Source organism: Caballeronia pedi, from assembly GCF_001544915.2.
Taxonomy (GTDB): domain Bacteria; phylum Pseudomonadota; class Gammaproteobacteria; order Burkholderiales; family Burkholderiaceae; genus Caballeronia; species Caballeronia pedi.
Map to the genome: position 1 here is coordinate 1 of NZ_FCOE02000021.1, position 18,505 is coordinate 18,505.

10 protein-coding genes are annotated in these 18,505 nt (G+C 62.6%); 5 read left to right on the forward strand and 5 right to left on the reverse strand.

Annotation, left to right across the window (positions count from 1 at the left end; translation table 11 throughout):
- Nucleotides 1-978 precede the first annotated feature (978 nt).
- The 4 genes from AWB80_RS26190 to AWB80_RS26205 form a co-directional block, all read right to left on the reverse strand.
- Entirely contained in the window at nucleotides 979-3,309 is a 2,331-nt protein-coding gene (locus AWB80_RS26190; RefSeq protein ID WP_061177581.1) for a cytochrome P450/oxidoreductase, read from the reverse strand.
- A 46-nt stretch (nucleotides 3,310-3,355) separates the two neighbouring features.
- Nucleotides 3,356-6,754, reverse strand: coding sequence for an autotransporter outer membrane beta-barrel domain-containing protein (locus AWB80_RS26195; protein ID WP_143328145.1), 3,399 nt, complete (start codon nucleotides 6,752-6,754; stop codon nucleotides 3,356-3,358).
- 162 nt (nucleotides 6,755-6,916) lie between these two features.
- Nucleotides 6,917-8,080, reverse strand: coding sequence for a dienelactone hydrolase family protein (locus AWB80_RS26200; protein WP_061177583.1), 1,164 nt, complete (start codon nucleotides 8,078-8,080; stop codon nucleotides 6,917-6,919).
- A 32-nt stretch (nucleotides 8,081-8,112) separates the two neighbouring features.
- Nucleotides 8,113-9,456 carry an Nramp family divalent metal transporter gene (locus tag AWB80_RS26205; RefSeq protein WP_061177584.1) on the reverse strand — a complete coding sequence of 448 codons (1,344 nt, stop codon included), beginning with the start codon at nucleotides 9,454-9,456 and terminating at the stop codon, nucleotides 8,113-8,115.
- A gap of 262 nt (nucleotides 9,457-9,718) precedes the next feature.
- Here AWB80_RS26205 and AWB80_RS26210 point away from each other — a divergent pair, with 262 nt between their 5' ends.
- The 5 genes from AWB80_RS26210 (at nucleotide 9,719) to rpoD (ending at nucleotide 17,958) form a co-directional block, all read left to right on the forward strand.
- Nucleotides 9,719-11,656 carry a phage integrase family protein gene (locus tag AWB80_RS26210; protein WP_061177585.1) on the forward strand — a complete coding sequence of 646 codons (1,938 nt, stop codon included), beginning with the start codon at nucleotides 9,719-9,721 and terminating at the stop codon, nucleotides 11,654-11,656.
- A 173-nt stretch (nucleotides 11,657-11,829) separates the two neighbouring features.
- Nucleotides 11,830-13,008 carry a ParA family protein gene (locus AWB80_RS26215; protein WP_061177586.1) on the forward strand — a complete coding sequence of 393 codons (1,179 nt, stop codon included), beginning with the start codon at nucleotides 11,830-11,832 and terminating at the stop codon, nucleotides 13,006-13,008.
- A complete protein-coding gene (locus AWB80_RS26220; protein WP_244206743.1) occupies nucleotides 13,009-13,977 on the forward strand; it encodes a ParB/RepB/Spo0J family partition protein in 969 nt (322 codons plus the stop codon). It abuts the gene before it with no gap.
- 318 nt (nucleotides 13,978-14,295) lie between these two features.
- Entirely contained in the window at nucleotides 14,296-15,693 is a 1,398-nt protein-coding gene (locus AWB80_RS26225) for a replication protein O (RefSeq protein ID WP_208635689.1), read from the forward strand.
- Nucleotides 15,694-15,951: 258 nt separating this feature from the next.
- Entirely contained in the window at nucleotides 15,952-17,958 is a 2,007-nt protein-coding gene (gene rpoD / locus AWB80_RS26230) for an RNA polymerase sigma factor RpoD (RefSeq protein ID WP_061177590.1), read from the forward strand.
- 83 nt (nucleotides 17,959-18,041) lie between these two features.
- Here the strand turns inward: rpoD and AWB80_RS26235 are convergent, their stop codons facing one another.
- Nucleotides 18,042-18,323 (reverse strand): hypothetical protein, encoded by a 282-nt coding sequence (locus AWB80_RS26235; RefSeq protein ID WP_244206745.1) that lies wholly within the window; start codon nucleotides 18,321-18,323, stop codon nucleotides 18,042-18,044.
- Between the last annotated feature and the right edge of the window lie 182 nt (nucleotides 18,324-18,505).

An 18,505-nucleotide genomic window follows, 5' to 3' on the forward strand; every position in this document is an offset into this window, starting at 1 on the left:
CGCGATCTTCGCGAGCGAACCGCCGAACTTGCCTACCGCCGTACGCGCGGCCGATACGATCACTACGTCAGTCATTTTCTATCCTCGTCAAACAGCGAAAGCGTGAACGGAATCTTCGTTCGCGATGCAATGCTCGCGACGCGAAAACGCATCCATTACGAATGGACTGGGTGAGTTCGATTCGAACTCGGGCGGATTGATGCGCAGCGCCGCGTGCGGAGCGATGTCCGACCGGCCGATGCATGAGCGAGCGACTTCAAAAGGCGTCGCGCCGACTACGGATGACCTCGCCCGTGAGACGAAGTGCGTTCCGCAGAAAAAATCCCGAACGGGACGCGGCAAACGTGCGGCCAATTGCATGGTCCATTTATATGGGCCTTTGATAAATCTCTCAGGTTAAGCACCGGCCTTCTCTTTCGCCTTGCTGCCGTGAATCGCAAATGCGCGATTCCGCTGCGCGAAGATTCGCGTCGACGGCGGCAGGGCATATTGGAAGTTATTCGGTCGTGCGCGCTTGTGCGACGCACCAAATTAGTAACAATTCTAAACGCAAAACATGCGTAAAAAATTTCATATTAGTAGGTATAAACCCTAGATCACGTAAAAAGTCCCGCATCGATCGTGCTGAATATTGCAGCAATGCTCGAACGCACGTTCATTAATCATCCTATATGATGACGAAAATTGCGCAAGTTGTATGATCACTTGGCAAATCGCGGGTAAATACGTAATACAAACGCAGCTAAACTGTCAGCGTGGATTTTTCTGTCGTGGACGCCGGAGCGCGCATCTCATGTCGCTCTTTATATGCGAATTAACCACTGCGTATAACCAATTCATCTTTACGCGAAACAATTCTCGCCGTCATAACGCCGATTTATGACCGCGTGATGAAGCCATATACAGTTAATCGTTGACGGATTGCCGCGACATAATGCCATCCGTCAACGAAAAACCGCCGGACAAGCCGGCGATTTCTCAAAGCGCTAAAACGAGTCTTTTGCCTTTCGCGCGCGAGCAGCACGCCATCATCCGGTTGTTCGACTGGCGCTCGCTTTTGGTCAGCACCACGTCGCGGTGATCGATGTCTCCGGCGAGCACGCGCACTTCGCATGATCCGCACAAGCCTTCTTCGCAGTCGCTCTGCACGTCGACGTTGGCGCGCCTGAGCGTCGTGAGGAGCGTCTGATCGGCCGGGACGGTCAGCACGAGTCCGGAATCCTTCAGCTCGACTTCGAACGCCTGCTCGTTTTCCGCATCGAGCGTGCCGAGTTTCGATTCGAAATGCTCGATCTTCAGCGCGTCCTCAGGCCACGACGCGCTCGCCTCGCCGAGCGCATCGAGCATGCGCACCGGGCCGCACGCGTAGATCAGCGTGCCCTCGTCCACGGCGAGCGTGGCGAAATCGTTGCGCGTGCCTTCTTCGGAGACGTACGCGAAGAGGCGTTCGCCGTGCAGCGCGCGCATCTCGTCAAGCAAGGCCATCGAGGCGCGCGAGCGGCCGCTGTAATGCAGCTCGTAGTCGATGCCGAGCGAACGCGCGCGCCGCGCCATCGCGCTGATCGGCGTGATGCCGATGCCGCCCGCGATCAGCACGAGCCGGTTCGCGGTTTCGTCCAGACGGAAGTGATTGCGCGGGCCGCGAATGCGCCAATGCGCGCCGGGCTTCACGTTGTCGTGAACCCACGCAGAGCCGCCGCGGCTCTGCGTTTCGCGCAGCACGGCGATCTCCAGCGCGCGCCGGTCAGCGGGATCGCCGCACAGCGAATATTGACGCGAGACGCCCGTCTCGCCGCAGACGACATCGATATGCGAGCCCGCCGTCCAGCGCGGCAGATCGCGACCGTTGGCCGACACCAGCCGCACGCGCACGATGCGCTCCGCGCACGCATCGACCGAATCGACGATCACCGCGCGGCTCACCGCATGCGACGACGGCTCGCCGATCCGCACCACCGCCCGCGCCTCACGCACCGATGGATCGGCGCGCTCGGGATTCATCGCCGGGTTCCATTCGACGTGGAGATGCTCCGGCCCGCGAAACGACGTGTTCGGCACGTAAGTGAAGCGCTGCTCCGCGAGCCGCATGTGCGGCAGGCGGCGCGTGAGTTCGTCGAGAAAGATCTGCATCTCCATGCGCGCGAGGTTCTTGCCCATGCACTGATGCGCGCCGTAGCCGAAGGTGAGTTGATCGCTGGCGTTTTCGCGGCGGATGTCGAAGAGATCGGCATCGGCGAACTGATGCTGATCGTGATTCGCCGACGACGTGACGATCAGGAGCTTCGAGCCCGCGGCAATCTCGATGCCGCCGATCGTCACGTCCTTCGTCGCGAGCCTCCGCCATGCCGCGACGGAGCCGTTGTGACGCAGGCACTCCTCGACCGCGTTCGGAATGAGGCTCGGGTCTTCGCAGATGTCGCGCCACGCTTGCGCGTGTTGCAGCAGCAGCTTGAGCGCGTTCGCGGTCGCGTTGGCCGTGGTCTCGTGCGCGGCGACGATGCCGGCCATCATCATCGAGTGCAGATACGAATCCGTCACGACTTCGGGTAGTGCCTTCTGCTTGCGGATGCCGTACTGCATCCAGCCGGGACCGGACGGGTCCTCGCGCATCTTGTCGAGCACCTTGCCCGCGAACTGCCAGAATTTGCCGACCGCATGCGCGACCTCGACCTGTTCTTCCGGCTTCGGCCGTCCCCACGTGTTGACCGTGTGCGCGATCGAGTAAAGGCGCAGCGTGTCCATGTCTTCCTCGGGCACGCCGAGAAAATGCAGCGCGACGGTGAGCGGCACTTCCCACAGCATCTGATCGACGAGATCGGCGCGGCCATCGTCGATAAAGCGATCGACGTATTCGCGCGCGAGCGCACGCACCATCGGTTCGTGATGCGCGAGCGCTTCCGGCGTGAACGGGTCCATCAGCGCGCGGCGGCGCGGCATGTGCGCGGGCTCGTCCTCGTTCACGAGCGTGCGGTTGAGCGCGAAGCCGTACGACGCGAGCACCGCGTTCGCTTCGGGGCCCGTCGGCGTGATTTTCTCCAGCGCGATCGACGGGCTGAACGTGATGTTGTCGCGGAAGATCGCCTTGATGTCGTCATAGCGCGTGACGACCCAGTAGCCGAGCTTCGGGCTCCAGAAAACCGGCTCCTGTTCACGGGCCCAGCGCACGTATTCGGGCGGATCTTGTTGATAGCCGTCGCCGAACGGGTCGAACTCCGCGGCGGGCGCGCTCACGGGGCAGCCGTTCGGTGCGCGGGCATCGTCATGAAAAGGGCAGCGGGGCGCGCGGTCTTCGCCGGGCACATCGGTCATGCTCGTCTCCAGATCTTTTTATGGCGTGACCATAGTATGCAACGGCTCACCACTTCCAGCGCACGCCCATACCGCCTTCTATCGCACTGCGGTGCGAGCCCCCGACATTGGTCGAGTACGCGACGTTCGCGAACAGACTGCCGCGCGCGCTGAGCTTCGCGACGACGCCCGCGCCGAGTTGCGCGGTGGTCGCGGAGACGCTTGTCGGGATGACGGTCGTGCCCGCGAAGGTCGCGGTATCGGTCGCGCCGAAATAGCGCCACAGGTTCGCGCGCAGATACGGCTCGAGGGTCGTACCGGCCGCATCGACGTGGCCGTAGAAGCGCACGCCAAGCCGGCCGACGAAGCCGCTCGCTGCATCGAAGGACACGGTCGAGATGCCGTCGTCGATATCGTGGAGACTGGCGTGCTGCCAGATGAGTTGCGCTTGCGGTTCGATCGCGAGGCCCGCGGGCAGCGGAATCGGCAAGCCCGCTTCGATCGATGCCGCGAATGCGCTGCCGTGCGTCGTCGCGCCGACGCCGCGGTTCGATTGCGGATCGGCGGTGAGCGAGCTGCCGAGCAGCACCGCGTCCGTGTACCAGCCGCTCGGGCCGATGTGCGTCCAGTAGAGTCCTGCGCCATACGCGTTGAGCGACAGATGGCCGACGTCGGAATTCGGGAAGCCGAGCGCGAAGCCGTTGATATCGCCGCTCGCGCGCGCGAAGCTGAAGAAGAATCCGTAGTGGTTGCGATGGCCGCCCGATGTCGTATCGGCATAGATATCGTGGCCGATCTGCACGCCGCCGATGCCGCCGCTGAATTCGGGATCGGCCGCGCCGCTGTTGTGCTGCGTCGCGTGTCCGCCCCAGACGCGCGCCCACGCTGCGGGCAGCGCGCCGTTTTCCGTCAGCAACGCTTGCTCGCCCTGACGCTCGTGGAACGTGCCGATTTGCTGAATCGTCAGTTCGCGCGCGATCGGCGGTAGTTCGGCGTAGACCGGCACTTCCATGCGATAGAGCGGCGTCGGCGCTGAGCCGGGCGGCGGTGGCGCTGGAAGCGGCGGTGTTCCTGCGGCGGCAGTCGGCGTGGGGACTGCGGGCGTGGTTGGCGTGGTTGGCGTGGTTGGCGTGGTTGGCGTGGTCGGTGTCGTCGGAGCGGACGGCTGGGCCGGCGCCACTGCGGGAGCGGGAGCGGGTGGCACGCTCGAACGCAGATACCAGTTGTCCGCCGTTCCCTCGTTCACGCCGCCCTTGAACAGATAGTATGTGTAAGCGCCCGCGTTCATCGAATGCGCGAGCGTGAAAGCGCCCGCCGATGTCGTCGCGCCGTTCGTCGCCTGCACGACCAGAATGCCGTCGTTCACCGTCAGCCCGCCCGTGCCGCCGACATTCGTCACGCCGATCGACGTCGTTCCCGACCCCGCGCCCTGCGCGATCACGAGCTTGTCGCTCGGCGAACCATCCGCGCCGAGCACGCTCTGCACGAGCAGCCGCCCGGCGTTGCCCGTGTAGTTGCCGTTCACGACGAACACGTCGCTCGTGCCCGGGCCGCCATTGGTCAGATCGATCGTGCCCGCGTTGTTCAGCGCGACGAGTTGCCCGGCGATCGCCGGCTGTATCGACGTGTTGCCGATGCCGCCCGCCAGAATCGTGCTCGTCGCGTCGAGATTGAGCGTGCCGGTGCCGGTCGCGGCGTCGCCGAGCGTCAGGCCGTTGGCGTCGAACGTGAGTTGCGTGTTGTTCGTCGCGTTCACCGTCTCCCAGTTGGCGAAGCGCGCGAGGCCGCTCGTCTGCACGTTGTCGAACGTGAGCGCGTCGACGCCCGGGCCGCCATCGAAGCGCGTCGTCGCGGCGAGCGTGGTGTCGTTCAGATTGCGGATGACGGCGGAGTCGTCGCCCGCGCCGAGCGAAACCGGCCCCGCGATCGTGCCGCCGCTCCAGGTCAGCGTATCGATGCCGGTCGTGGTCGTGACGCCCTGCCCGATCGATCCGCCCGTGATCGTCAGCGTGTTGTTGCCGCTGCCGAGATCCACACGTCCGCCGATCGTGCCGCCCGAGAGCGTGAACGTGTCGTCGTTTTGCGCGGCGGTCACGTTGCCGTCGATCTGCCCTCCCGACATGCCATAGATATTGTTGCCGACGTTCAGGTCCACGCTACCGATGCGCCCGCCGGTGATCTGCGCGACATCGCCATTCACGAACACGCCGACGATGCGCCCGCCCGACATCGTGAACGTGTCGCGCGCATCGCCCTGATCGAGCAAATCGACCTGGCCCGCGGTCATCGTGAAAGCGTCGATGCCATCGCCCTGACGAATCTGTCCCGTGACGACGCCACCGTTCATGTTGAACGTGTCCGCGCCCGTGTCGGTGCGCACCGCGACGCCCGCGCCTCCCGCGATCGTGCCGCTGTTCGTGACCGACACGTTGATCTTGCCGCTCGCGACGATCGCCTCCGCACTCGTGCCGCGAATCGTGCCCGTGTTGTCGATGGTCTCGGCGCCGCCGGCAATGGTCACGCCGGTCGCGCCTTGAATCGTGCCCGCGTTGTTCAGCGTGCCGCCCCGGTTCGCCACGATGCCGCTCGCGCGCTGGCTCACGATGCTCGCGCCCGCCGCATTCGTGACCGACGCCGGATTCGCGAGCGACACGCCGCGCCCGCCCGTGCCACGAGCGAGTATCGATCCGGTGTTCGTGATCGCGCCCGGCGACGCGTCCTGCGAAACGATCCCGTGCGCGTTATTGCCCGATACATCGATCGTGCCGTTGTTCGTCACAACGTTCTGGCCGGGCGACCCGGCTACGGTCATGCCGCTCGCCGATCCGCCTGTCGTCGTGATCGAGCCGTTGTTGATGAGCGTGTCGCGGTTCGTGTTCGCGCCCATGCCGGGCGATCCGGTGCCGCTCGTGACGATCGCGCCGTCGTTGATCAGCGTGCCGCCGCCCGGGCTGGCGTAATCGCCCATGCCCGTGGCGTTCGCGCCGCTGGTCGTGAGCCTGCCGCCTGCCTCGTTGCGCATGATGACGGCCGCCGCGTTGTTGAACATCGCTTCGGAACTCACGCCGCTCGTGAAGATGGCGCCGCGATTCACGAGCACGTTTTGCCCGCCCGCCGTGCCTTGCGAGGTCATGCCGTCGAAGCCGTCTCCGTTCACGCGCAACGTGCCGGCGTTCGTCGCCGTGCTCATATTGCGGACAAAAAGTCCGTTGCGGTTGGTGATATCCAGTTCGGCGCCCGGCAAGATGTTGATCGTCACATTGACGCTGCCCGCAGCCGCGATGACCGGCACGGTCGATGGATTGGGTTGACTGGTGTCGCACGTCGCGCTCTGGCCGGACTGCGGCGCATTGTTGTCGCACGCGCCGAGCGCGGGCACCGCGCGAACGAGAATGGAGACGCCGAACGCGAGTGAAATTGCATGAGCGAGCGGCGTCGATCGAGCCTGAAGCGACGAGCGGCGCATGATATCTCCGGCCTTGCGGACGGTTTCAATTTGCTCAGCAGTGCGGCGCATCGTTGCGTCGATGTCCGCCTTTGCCGATCCCGCTCACCGCAATGTTGTGCTCAGAGTAGTGCACACATTGCCCTTATGCAAAGGACGTTGAATTGTGCGCCGCGCCGACTCTCAGATGGGCTTGCCCTCGCTCGACGCCCAGTTGGGCATCAACGTGTTGCTCGGCAGCGTTTCGTCGATCAACTTGCGCGCGGTCTGCCGCCCCGCGACGGGCAGCCCTTCGGGATCGAGCACGCCGATCTGCACGAGCACCGAAGCCTGATCCCAGTAGATGTGTTCGTTATAGAGCTTGTCGCCGCGAAAGCGGATCACGGCGAGCATTGGGACTTCGAAGTATTTTCCTGTCGGTGCGAGGCCGGGCAGCAGCCAGTCGATTTCACGGTCGTGCGTCGCACAAAACACGAACTCGTCGACCACGCGGTCCGCACCGATCGTGCGCGACACCGGAATCAGCTTCGTATCTGCCGGATTCGAATGAACGAAGTGATATCGATAGAAGCGCTTCAACTGATCGTGCCCGACACCGCCCGTCATCGTGGGAACGTGATTGACGTAGGGCTCGGCGATCATCGTCGGCATGACGGCGTCGACATCGCGCGTGCCGAACTCGAAATAGCAGTGCTGTTCCCACAGAAGATTGAGATCGAAGTGCGGACCGAGCACGTTGCGCAGCATCGCGAGCGTGCGCGAGTACGCCATCAGCGCGGCGGGTTTGTCGTAGCGCTCGCTGCCCGAAACGATGAAGCCGTTCGATGTGCCCGGATACGCATATCGCTCGATGTGCGGCTTGCCGGCGAACGCGGCCTCGAGTTCGCGCTGGTCGGGCGCGCCGTGTTCAGGAAAGTGGAACACCATCGGGCAGCGGATCGTCGGGATATCGGCGAGGCAGGCGGTGTAATCGTCGGCGTAATAGCAGGCGGCGCAGTCGACATCGGCCTGCGCGGCGATGCGCGTCGCAAGCCGCCCGCCGCGCCCGAAGCCGACGACGCCGACCTTGCCTGCATGTTGCGGCAACGCGCGCAGCGCATCGACGAGCGCCGCGAAGTTTTCCGCCGCGATGCCGCCAGGCTTCGGATCGTGGTCGGAAAGCCGCGGCGCAAGCACGACATAACCTTCTTCGGCGTACAGATCGGCCGTGTGCGTGACGAAATCGTCGAGGCCCGCGGCGTCGTGCAACAACATGATGCCCGGGCCCGAGCCCTTGGCGGGTTGCGTCACGTAAGCGGGAATGGCCGTGCCGTCGCGAAGCTCGATGTCGATGAACGTGCCGCTCATTGCGTGCGTCTCCTTATATATAGTGTTCGTGGTCACGACAATAACGTGTCGGCGAGCAGCTTGACGTTCAGCACGACGATCACGCCCGCGACCAGCCACGCGAGCCCGCTCGTCCAGCGCGAGACCGCGAAGACGCCCATCTTGCGGCGGTCCGACACGAAGCGCACCAGCGGAATGACGGCGAACGGCAGTTGCATCGACAGAATCACCTGGCTCAGCACGAGTAACTGACCCGTGCCCTTCTCACCGTAGATCGCCGTCACGACGATCACCGGCACGATGGCGATCGCGCGCGTGATGAGCCGCCGCGCCCAGTTCGGAATGCGTAGTCGCAGAAAGCCTTCCATCACGATCTGGCCGGCGAGGGTCGCGGTGACGGTCGAGTTCAGGCCCGACGCGAGCAACGCGACGGCGAAGAGCGTCGATGCAACGCCCAGGCCAAGGAGCGGCGACAGCAGATGAAAGGCGTCGCCGATTTCCGCGACTTCGTCGTGACCGCTCGCATGAAACACGGCAGCGGCGACGATCAGAATCGCCGCGTTGATGAAAAGCGCGAGCGTCAACGCGATGGTGCTGTCGAGCGTCGCCCAGCGGATCGCGGCGCGCCGGGCCCGCACGGATTTGCCATATGCGCGCGTCTGCACGATCGACGAATGCAGATACAGGTTGTGCGGCATGACCGTCGCGCCGAGGATGCCGATGGCCACGTACAGCATTTCGCGATCCGCGACGATGCGCGGCGACGGCACGAAGCCGCGCAGCACGTCGGCGAGCGGCGGCGCGGCGGCAGCGATCTGCAACGCGAAGCAACTCGCGATCACGACCAGCAGCGCGATGACGAACGCCTCCAGTAAGCGAAACCCCTTGTTGATCAGCAGCAACAAAAGGAAGGCGTCGAGCGCGGTCAAGAGCGCACCCGCGATCAGCGGAATGCCAAAAAGCAATTGCAGCGCGATCGCGGTGCCGATCACCTCGGCCAGATCGCACGCGACGATCGCCGCCTCGCACGCGAGCCACAGCGCGAAATTCACCGGCTTCGAATAGTGATCGCGACACGCCTGCGCGAGATCGCGTCCGGTCGCGACGCCCAGTCGAACGGCGAGCGCCTGGAGCAGGATCGCCATCAGGTTCGACAGCAGGATGACGGTGAGCAGCGTGTAACCGAAGCGCGAGCCGCCGGTGATGTCGGTTGCCCAATTGCCCGGATCCATGTAGCCGACTGAAATCATGTAGCCGGGACCGGCGAACGCGAGGAAGCGGCGAATCCATCGACCGCCCGTCGGCACGTGCACCGACGCGTACACCTCCGGTAAGCTCGGGCGGAACGCGTCATCCTGCTCGGGCGGTTTCGACGCGGGGCGTACAGGATCAAGCATAGGCTCGTTTCTCCTGCGGATACGGGCAGTGGGCGTGCTGAAAATATGCGCCGGGGCGGATGAACATTCAAGCGCGCTTAGGACGAAAGCACATACGCGTCCGAGCTTCCTTCTTTTGAGCCTGATAATTCGACTTATCAGATGTGGCGATTTTTCTTGTCAAATTCGAAGCTGGTTGATAACCTTGCCGCAAATGATTGAAAAGAAAGGGGAAATGAGGCCCGACAGGACAACTTCCGGTCAACGTGTGACAGACAACCCGATGAATATCACGTCGGATAGCACGCGTCTGCGCACGCCAAGCCGTCTCACGCGCCAGCACTTCGCGCTGTATCGCGGCTATCTCGACGGCGTGTCGGAAGCGCAATTGCACGCATCGTACGGCGATGCCGGGACGGATGTCCGCGCCACGCGACGGCTGATCGACGCATTGCGCGACACGTTGTCCGTCCTTGCCCGACGCGCCCGCGACACCGAAGCGGCGCATCTGCTGCGGCTTCGTCCGGGCAGCATTCCGCTTTTCGAGTCTCCGCCGGCCACGGCCGCGCCCACGCTCGACGACTTTCGCGAAGGAATCGATCCGGACGGGGTCTATAGCGAATCCGAGCTGCTGGCGCTGTATGAAGAGGCATATCCGCCGGTCACCTCCCCTGCCCTCGATCGGCGTGCGGCCCGCAATGCAAGGTTGCGTCGCCGGCAAGCGGATGCACTCGCCCGCATGGAGGCATCGCTCGCGCAGGATCCGAGTCCGGATCATCCCATCGACGGCTGGTTCGAACCGGCGATCACGGCGCGGCTCACTTCGGCGGGACTGACGACGATCGCGGATGTCATCGAACTGATCGAACGGCGTCGGCACCGCTGGTACGCCGTCGTGCCGAAGCTTGGTCCGAAGGGCGCGCAACGTGTGGTCGACTGGCTGCAACTCCACGCGCAAGCGCTGCGGCACGCGGTTTCGCCGCACGCGCTCGTGCCGCGTCGGCAATGGCCGGCCGCCGAGATGACGCCGGCGCGGCGTTCCGAAATCGACGAGCGCGACGCGCTGGTGATCGCTCCGCTGGAGGCGTTGCGGGTACCCGCGCGGTTGGATGGTTCAAAAGGGTCGAATCGAGCGGGTGCCGGAGCGCGCTTCGACACGGATGTCCGCGCGATTTCCGCCTGGCTCGATGCCCGATCGAGCAGTGAACACACGCGCCGTGCGTATCGGCGCGAGGCGGAGCGGCTGCTGCTGTGGGCGCTCGTGGAGAAAGACAAACCGTTTTCGTCGCTCGATGCTGCCGAATGCGCGGAATATATCGGTACGTTTCTGCCAAACCCGCAGCCGGCCGCGCGATGGATCGCGGTGCATCGGGGCGAGCGTTGCCTCACCACCTGGCGTCCCTTCGCCGGCCCGCTTTCGGATCGCAGCCGGGAAACCGCCCGCTCGATTCTGAGCGCGCTGTGCGAATGGCTGGTCGGTGAGGACTATCTGGCGGTCAACCCGTTGGCGGGCTTCGCGCGCGTCGCAACGCCGCCGGTGTTCGATTCGGCCTCGCGATCGCTCGATCTCGAACAGTGGAAAGGTGTGCTGCTTTCGGTCGAACGAGCCGAGTATTCATTCTCCGAACACCGCGACAGATTGGCGCTGCTGCTCGCGTATGCCACGGGTCTGCGTCGTGCTGAGCTCGCAGCCGCGACGACAGACGCCCTGAGCGTCGGGCGGCTGTCGGGCGTCGCCGGCCCCGTCTGGCGTCTCGCGGTGGACGAGGGTCGTGGCGCTTCGCGCTCGGTGCTCTTGCCGCCCGCGGTTGTCGAAACCGTGCTGGAAAATCTCGCATTGCGCGGCCTTTCCGCGCCCCTCGACTGTGCGGCAGGCACGCCGATTCTGGCTCAGGCGCGCGGCGGGCAAGCGCTGACACCGGACGGCATCGGGAAGATTTTCAAAAGTATTTTTGCGAGCGCGGCAGTGTTCATGGAGGCGCGCACACCGGGTATCGGGCGGGACTTGAAACGCGCCAGTACGCATTGGCTTCGCCATACTCACTCCGCGCACGCTCTGAGACACGGCGCGGCGCTGCACGATGTCAGTATCGGACTTGGCCACGCCGACGTGTCGACCACCGCCCTCTATCTCAAAAACGAGGACGTCGGCCGCTTTCTGGGCGTCGAAAAGCTGATCCGCGGCGCTTCGATCGCTGGGAAAACGCCAGAGCCGTCGTGAGTTCGTGTTTACACAAGCGTTCGGCGTTGTAAAAATGCCCGCAGGGGTCGCTCAAGTACTTCAGAGTTTACTTGAGGTTTACCGGTTCGCCGTTTATTCTTCGGTTTGCAGCTTGTTTTCCACAAACCGAAGAATTATTTGCTTACCCAGGCCCGCCAGTGACTGCGAACTCCATGCTAAGCGCTCGGCTTCCCGAAGTCGATCAATCCGTTTCGATCGAAACGCTCTTGGGAGTGGCCGCCCAAGCCACTGACATTCTCAATCAGATCCGCGACGCGATGTTGGAGCCGTATCCGCGCAAAAGCGCGCCGACATTCACGAGCGCCCAGGTGGCGTCGCTCTGCGGAGTCGACAAGCAGCGGTTCCAGTACCTGACGACCAAGGGCGATCTGCCCGCGGGCACGTCGAAGGGCGCGGGCCGCAGCAAAGAGTTCACGCTCGAGGAAGCGCTGACCTGGATCAAAGCGACGAAGGAGCGAACGCGTCGGCCGGAAGGCAAACGCGGGCGAATCGTGACCGTCGCGAACTTCAAGGGTGGCGTCGCCAAGACGACCACCGCCGTGTCCGCCGCGCAGGCGTTGACCTTGCTCGGGCGTCGCGTGCTCGTCATCGATTGCGATCCGCAAGGAACCACCACGCAGCTTTGTGGCTGGGCGCCGGACGCAGAAATCTCGGACGATCAGACCCTTCTTCCGCTCGTCTACGGCGATCGGGACACACTGCACTACGCGGTGCAGGAGACGTACTGGCATAACCTGGATCTCATTCCGGCGTCGTCTTCACTCTTCGACGCCGAATTCGAGATTCCAGCGAAAGTGCTCAACGATAGCACGTTCGAGTTTTGGGAAATCGTCCGCAAGGGGCTGATGCCGCTCGCGAACGATTACGACGCCATCGTGATCGACACGCCTCCGGCACTCAGCTACCTGACCATCAACGCGCTGCTGGCGTCGGATGCGATCCTGCTGCCCTGCCCGCCCGAGGCGCTCGACTTCGCCAGTTCCACGCAGTTCTGGCATCTGTTCGCCGATATCGCCAAAAAGCTTCCGGGCGTGCTCGAACAGAAGCGATTCGATTTCGTCAACGTGATCATGACCAAGGCGAAGTCCGACGACGTCTCGCGCGTCGTGCGTGGCTGGCTTCAGAAGGCATACGGCGATCGCGTGCTGCCGTTCGAAATTCCGGAATCGACCGTGCCGAAGGGCGCGTCTGCGCAGTTGTCGACGGTCTATGACCTTTCGAAGCCCGACGGCAGCACGGCCGCATACAACCGATTCAAGGAGCCGCTCGACCGGCTCGCTGAACATCTCGACGCGCAATTCGTTCGCGCGTGGAATCAGACGGAGGCATAAATGGGCATCGGGGACAGACTCCTCGCCAAGACTGCGAACATCGGCAGCAAGCCAACTGAGGCACCAACGCGGCCGGTGAGCACCGAGCCGCGTACGTCGCCAGGGCGCTTGATGGACGCGCAGCATCGCATCAACACGGCGCAGGCACGGATCAAGGAACTCGAGTCGCAACTGGAGGAACGGGCGGCGTTCGAAGTGCCGCTCGATTCGCTCATCGAAGTGCCCGGCCGGCGCCGCAAATTGACCGCGGAGCAATTCCAGGAACTCAAAAGCAATCTTGCGCAGCACGCGCTGGCCACGCCAATTCTGGTGCGTGCGCTACCGAATGATCGCTTTGAAATTGTCGCCGGGCACAACCGCGTGGCCGCATATCGCGAACTCGCGCGCTCGACGATTCGCGCGAACGTAGCATCAATCGAAGATGGCGAGATCGAATTTGCAGCGTTCTTTTCGAATCTGCTCTCGCCTTCGCTGACCGACTTCGAAAAGTATTGGAACTTCAAGCGGCTGCAGGAATTGAGCGGCTTGTCGCGCACCGAGATTTCCGAGAGTGCCGGGCTGAGCAAGAGTCACGTCACGCGAATCTTTTCATTCGATGCCTTGCCGGAAGCAGCCAAGATCGCCCTCGCGGAAAAGCCTGAGCGGTTGGGAAGCAATGCTGCACAAAAGCTCGCGGCGCTCACGGAAGCGGGCAAATCGGACAAAGTGGTAGAAGCAGTTCGCCGGCTGATCGAAGACGACAACTTCACACAAGACCGGGCTGTTGCTCTCGCGGCTGAGAAGCAGCGCACGACAGCGCCGAGCGCAACGGTGGTTCGCTCTGGCAGACGCAAGGTCTGCGAAGTGTCCACGAGAAACGGCGTGGTCGGCGTCCGATTCTTTGAGAAGGACGCATCCGATGCGGAGCACTGGGGTCAGCGGATTGCCGAATTCATCAACAAAACGTTGAGCGAATCGGAACAGGATTGAAGCCCTACTAGGTTTTCGTTTTAAATCAACAACTTAGCAAATTCGATCCAGTCGTTGATTCATGAACCTAGTAGAACTTCCTTGAAAATCAAAGACTTGCTGTTAAAGCACTGAAGAGGCTTCCATGTAACGAGCAAGCTGTAAAAAGACAAAAGCCTTCGGCGCCAACCGAAGGCTTTTGAATATCGGGCTTAACTGCTTATCGCCCGGTCCGCTTCCCGACGCCAATCGGGTCACGAGTCCACATCTCGAAGTTTAGCGGAACGCGATCGGCAGTCAAGCGTTTGTCTTCCATTTTTCGAAATGGACGTACTTGACATGCGTATCGCGCAACATTCTGTTGCTGGCGAGGTTGGTTCTCGTCCGCAAACTCTCAAAATATCTTCCCCACTGGAAGATCAACAGGCTCTCGACGACTTCGCCTGCGATCGTTCGAACCTGCCGTGGGTGATCTTTCGTGCCGCGCATCGCGCGATTCACACCGCTGCCTTACCCGCTCGCGCGCGTGCGCTGCTCGCCGCATTGGCACGCACCGTCGACGCCTCTCGTCCGTACGCCCCGATCTTCGCCCGCCGAGAATTGCTCACCGGCCGAGCGCAGCAATCCATGCGCACGTTCTATCGCGGCCTCGATGATCTCGAACTCTCTGGGTTCATCAAACGCCCGCCCCAGACACGATACGGTGCGGCAGGCTTGTTCGGACGCGCCTATCTTCATCTGACGGAGAAGGCGGCCGCATTGCTGGGCCTTGTCGACTCCATCGGCGGCAACGAAGAGCAATCCAGCGACCAACCGGGAGACTCGATTCCGACCGGTCCCGCCCTTTCTTGCGTACCGCCGTCTGTCACGATGGCAGACGGTGCTATATATAAGGATCTAATCCCTACTACTCAAAAGAGACAACCAGGACGCCTTCCCGCCGATCTGCAGCGCCTCGTGGCACTGGGATTTCGTGAATTTTTTATCTTCAAACTGATGCGCGAGGCGAAGGCCCACGGCAAACTGCTTTCCGATGTCGTCGAGGCGAGCTGGAGTCATTTGAAGCGCGCCACACATCCGATCAGCTATCTGCGTTCCCTCCTGCGCGCCCCCGTCGACTTCGCTTATCGCGTACGAAGCCAACGCGATGCTCACGTCGCGCAAGAGCAGAAACTCGCCGAATCGCAGCGCACCGCGGACGTAGCCACGAATCTCGCTGGCCGATCCTTCGTTAGCAGCGATGGTGTCCGGAGTTATCGCATCTCCGACGATGCGCGATCCATCGTCATTCGACATCGCGACGAGTCACGACCGCGCGTGCACGCCGGCGCGTGGGCGCGGGACTTCGTCGCTGCGATCGATACCGGACATATCGTTCCCGCGGAGCCGAGCCCCAGATGCGCCGATGAACAATCTCTCGGTTCATACTCTTCGATCCGTGTCCCGACGATGCAGGCTCCAATGCATTCCCGACCCGCTGAATCGAGCCCCAATTTCGAGGCGCATTTAAGCGACCTGAAGGCGCTTCTTCGCTTGAAGCGGGCAGGAATCGCCCCACTTATCAACTCGAGGGACAGGATGCGACAAGCCGTACGAGACGGGTCACGCCCCTCACGTTTGAGTTCGCTGTTACAGGCGATGTCGCGTGCCGCGTCTAAGGCAAGCCTCGATGATTCGTCAGAGCAGACTGTCGATGACCACGCCGCAACGAGACATCCACGCGCGCTACTCGAATGAAAGCGACCGCCGAAGGGCGGCAACCCAAAAAGTATTCAAAAACCTGCTGCGTCGCAGCAAATGCTGATATACTCTAAGGTTGCGCCTTAATGGGCGATTGGAAAACGCAAAACCGCGTACGGATGCGGGTCTGCGTGCTTTGCTCGATGCGATTTTCAGCAGCCGTCCGTGGTCGAAGCTGTCATCGATATCATTGCGAGCCGTTACGCTCGCTTCCGGGGATCTGTCGTCGCCGAGCAAACCTGTCGAGGAGAAAGTATGGCAAGTTTTGATCGGGAAGATTCGGAGCTGGATATCGTCGCACCGGCGCGCAAGGCACCAGGCCGGCGGGCGAACAAAGGGAAGGGCCAGACCGGCACGATGCAGCCCGATGTCGCGATGACCGCAGAGCAGAACGAAGAGCGTCAGCGTCAGATGCGCGCGCTCATTCAGTTGGGCAAGGATCGTGGCTATCTCACACATGCCGAGATCAACGACCATCTGCCGGACAACTTCGCTGAAACCGCGGCGATGGAAACCATCGTCAGCACGTTCAATGACATGGGCGTCGCGGTGTACGAGCAGGCGCCGGATGCCGAAACGCTGTTGCTAAGCGATAACGCCCCGAGCGTGGTCACCGACGAACAATCGGACGAAGAAGCGGAAAACGCGCTGTCGACCGTCGATTCGGAATTCGGCCGCACGACCGACCCGGTGCGCATGTATATGCGCGAAATGGGCGCGACCGAACTGCTCACTCGCGCCGGTGAAATTGCCATCGCGAAACGCATCGAAGACGGTCTGCACGAGATGATTCAGGCGATCGCGGCGTGCCCGTCGACCGTCGCGACCATTCTCGCCGATGCGGCGCAAGTCGAATCGGGTGAGCTGAAGATCGACGAACTCGTCGATGGACTGAAGGAAGAAGATTCGGTAGACGAAGATATTTCGCCTTCCGAAACAAGCGACTCGTCCGACATCGATACGGACACCGACGAATCCGACAGCGACGAAGACAGCGATGACGACGATGACGACGGCGCCGATGCCGGCGCGTCGAACGAAGCGCGTCTGAAGCAATTGAAGGCAGACTGCCTCGAGATCTTCGCCCGAGTGCGCGAACTGGCGGAACAGGCAAGCAATCCTAAGGGTTCGGGCGCGGTTGCGACCAAGGCCGTTGAAAAGGCGCGCGCCGAAATTCAGCGCGAGCTCGGTTCGATCCGCTTCACGGCGAAGACCATCGACCGCTTGTGCGCGGACGTGCAGCAACGCGTTGCGCAAGTGCGCGATATCGAACGTCGCGTGCTGCAGATCGCGGTGGATCGCTGCGGCATGCCGCGCGACAAGTTCGTCGAGTCGTTCGTCGGTCACGAGACCGATCTCGAATGGACCGCGCGCGCGGCAGCCGGCTCGAAGCAATACGGCGCGTCGCTCGATCGCAGCTTGCCTGCCATTCAGGCCGAGCAGCAGAAGCTCATCGACGTCGAAAGCGTGGTCGAGATGCCGCTTCAGCAACTGAAGCAGATCAACCGTCGCATGACGGCTGCCGAGTTGAAGATGCGTCAGGCCAAGCGCGAGATGATCGAAGCGAACCTGCGTCTGGTCATTTCGATCGCGAAGAAGTACGTCAACCGCGGCATGCAGTTCCTGGATCTGATTCAGGAAGGCAACATCGGTCTGATGAAGGCGGTGGACAAGTTCGAATATCGCCGCGGCTGGAAGTTTTCGACGTACGCAACGTGGTGGGTGCGTCAGGCCGTGACGCGTTCGCTCGCCGATCAGGCGCGCACGATTCGCGTGCCGGTTCACATGATCGAAACGATCAACAAGCTGAACCGAATTTCGCGCGAGATCCTGCAGCAGACCGGTCAGGAAGCGCATCCGTCGGTGCTCGCCGAGCGCATGGAAATGCCGGAGGAGAAAATCCGCGGCATTCTCAAGATCGCGAAGCAGCCGGTGTCGCTGGAAACGCCGGTCGGTGAAGATGCCGATGCGACGCTCGGCGACATGATCGAGGACCAGGGCGCAGCATCGCCGGCGGATGCCGCGGTGCACGCGAACATGCGCGCCGCAATCGATGACGCGCTCAACGCGTTGTCGCCGCGCGAGGCGAAGGTGCTGCGCATGCGCTTCGGTATCGACACGGCTTCGGACTACACGCTCGAAGAACTGGGCAAGCAGTTCGATGTCACGCGCGAGCGTATTCGTCAGATCGAAAGCAAGGCGATGCGCAAGCTCATGCATCCGAGCCGCGCCGACAAGCTGCGTCCGTTCCTGGATCGCTGATCCATCGAGCCGCCCGAACGTACGTTTGGGCGCACTCAAAAGCGCGTGCCGCCGAATCGGGCGGCACGCGCTTTTTTATTGCGCTAACCGTGTGAAGTACTTTTCGGCGCGCGTGTCGACGCGCACGCCTGCAGCGCGGCGATGGCCTTGTTCGCGAGAGTAAGCGTCTCCTCGCACGCGAGGCGGTCGCGGAAGATCGCGCATCCGCCGCCGGCATCGACGCGCGCCACCGCGCTACGCACCTTGTCGAGTGCGGATTGCGGCGAGCCCGTATCCCGGATGATCGACGCGATATCGAACGCGCTGCCGGCATCGGTTTCGACATAGCCGGGACATTGCGTTTGCGCGTGGGCCGCGACGCACATCAGTCCGATCGCCGCGATGGCGGGAAATCGTCGCGCGCGGGTGGAACGGGGGGAAAAACCGTGAGCAGCAAAAGAGCAGGGAAGGGCATCCATAGCGTCACCACCGTCTGACATCGCATCGAAGAACGAACGTAGCTTGTCCACAGTTTCGGTGCACAAGCATGTGGATATCCTGAGCATCG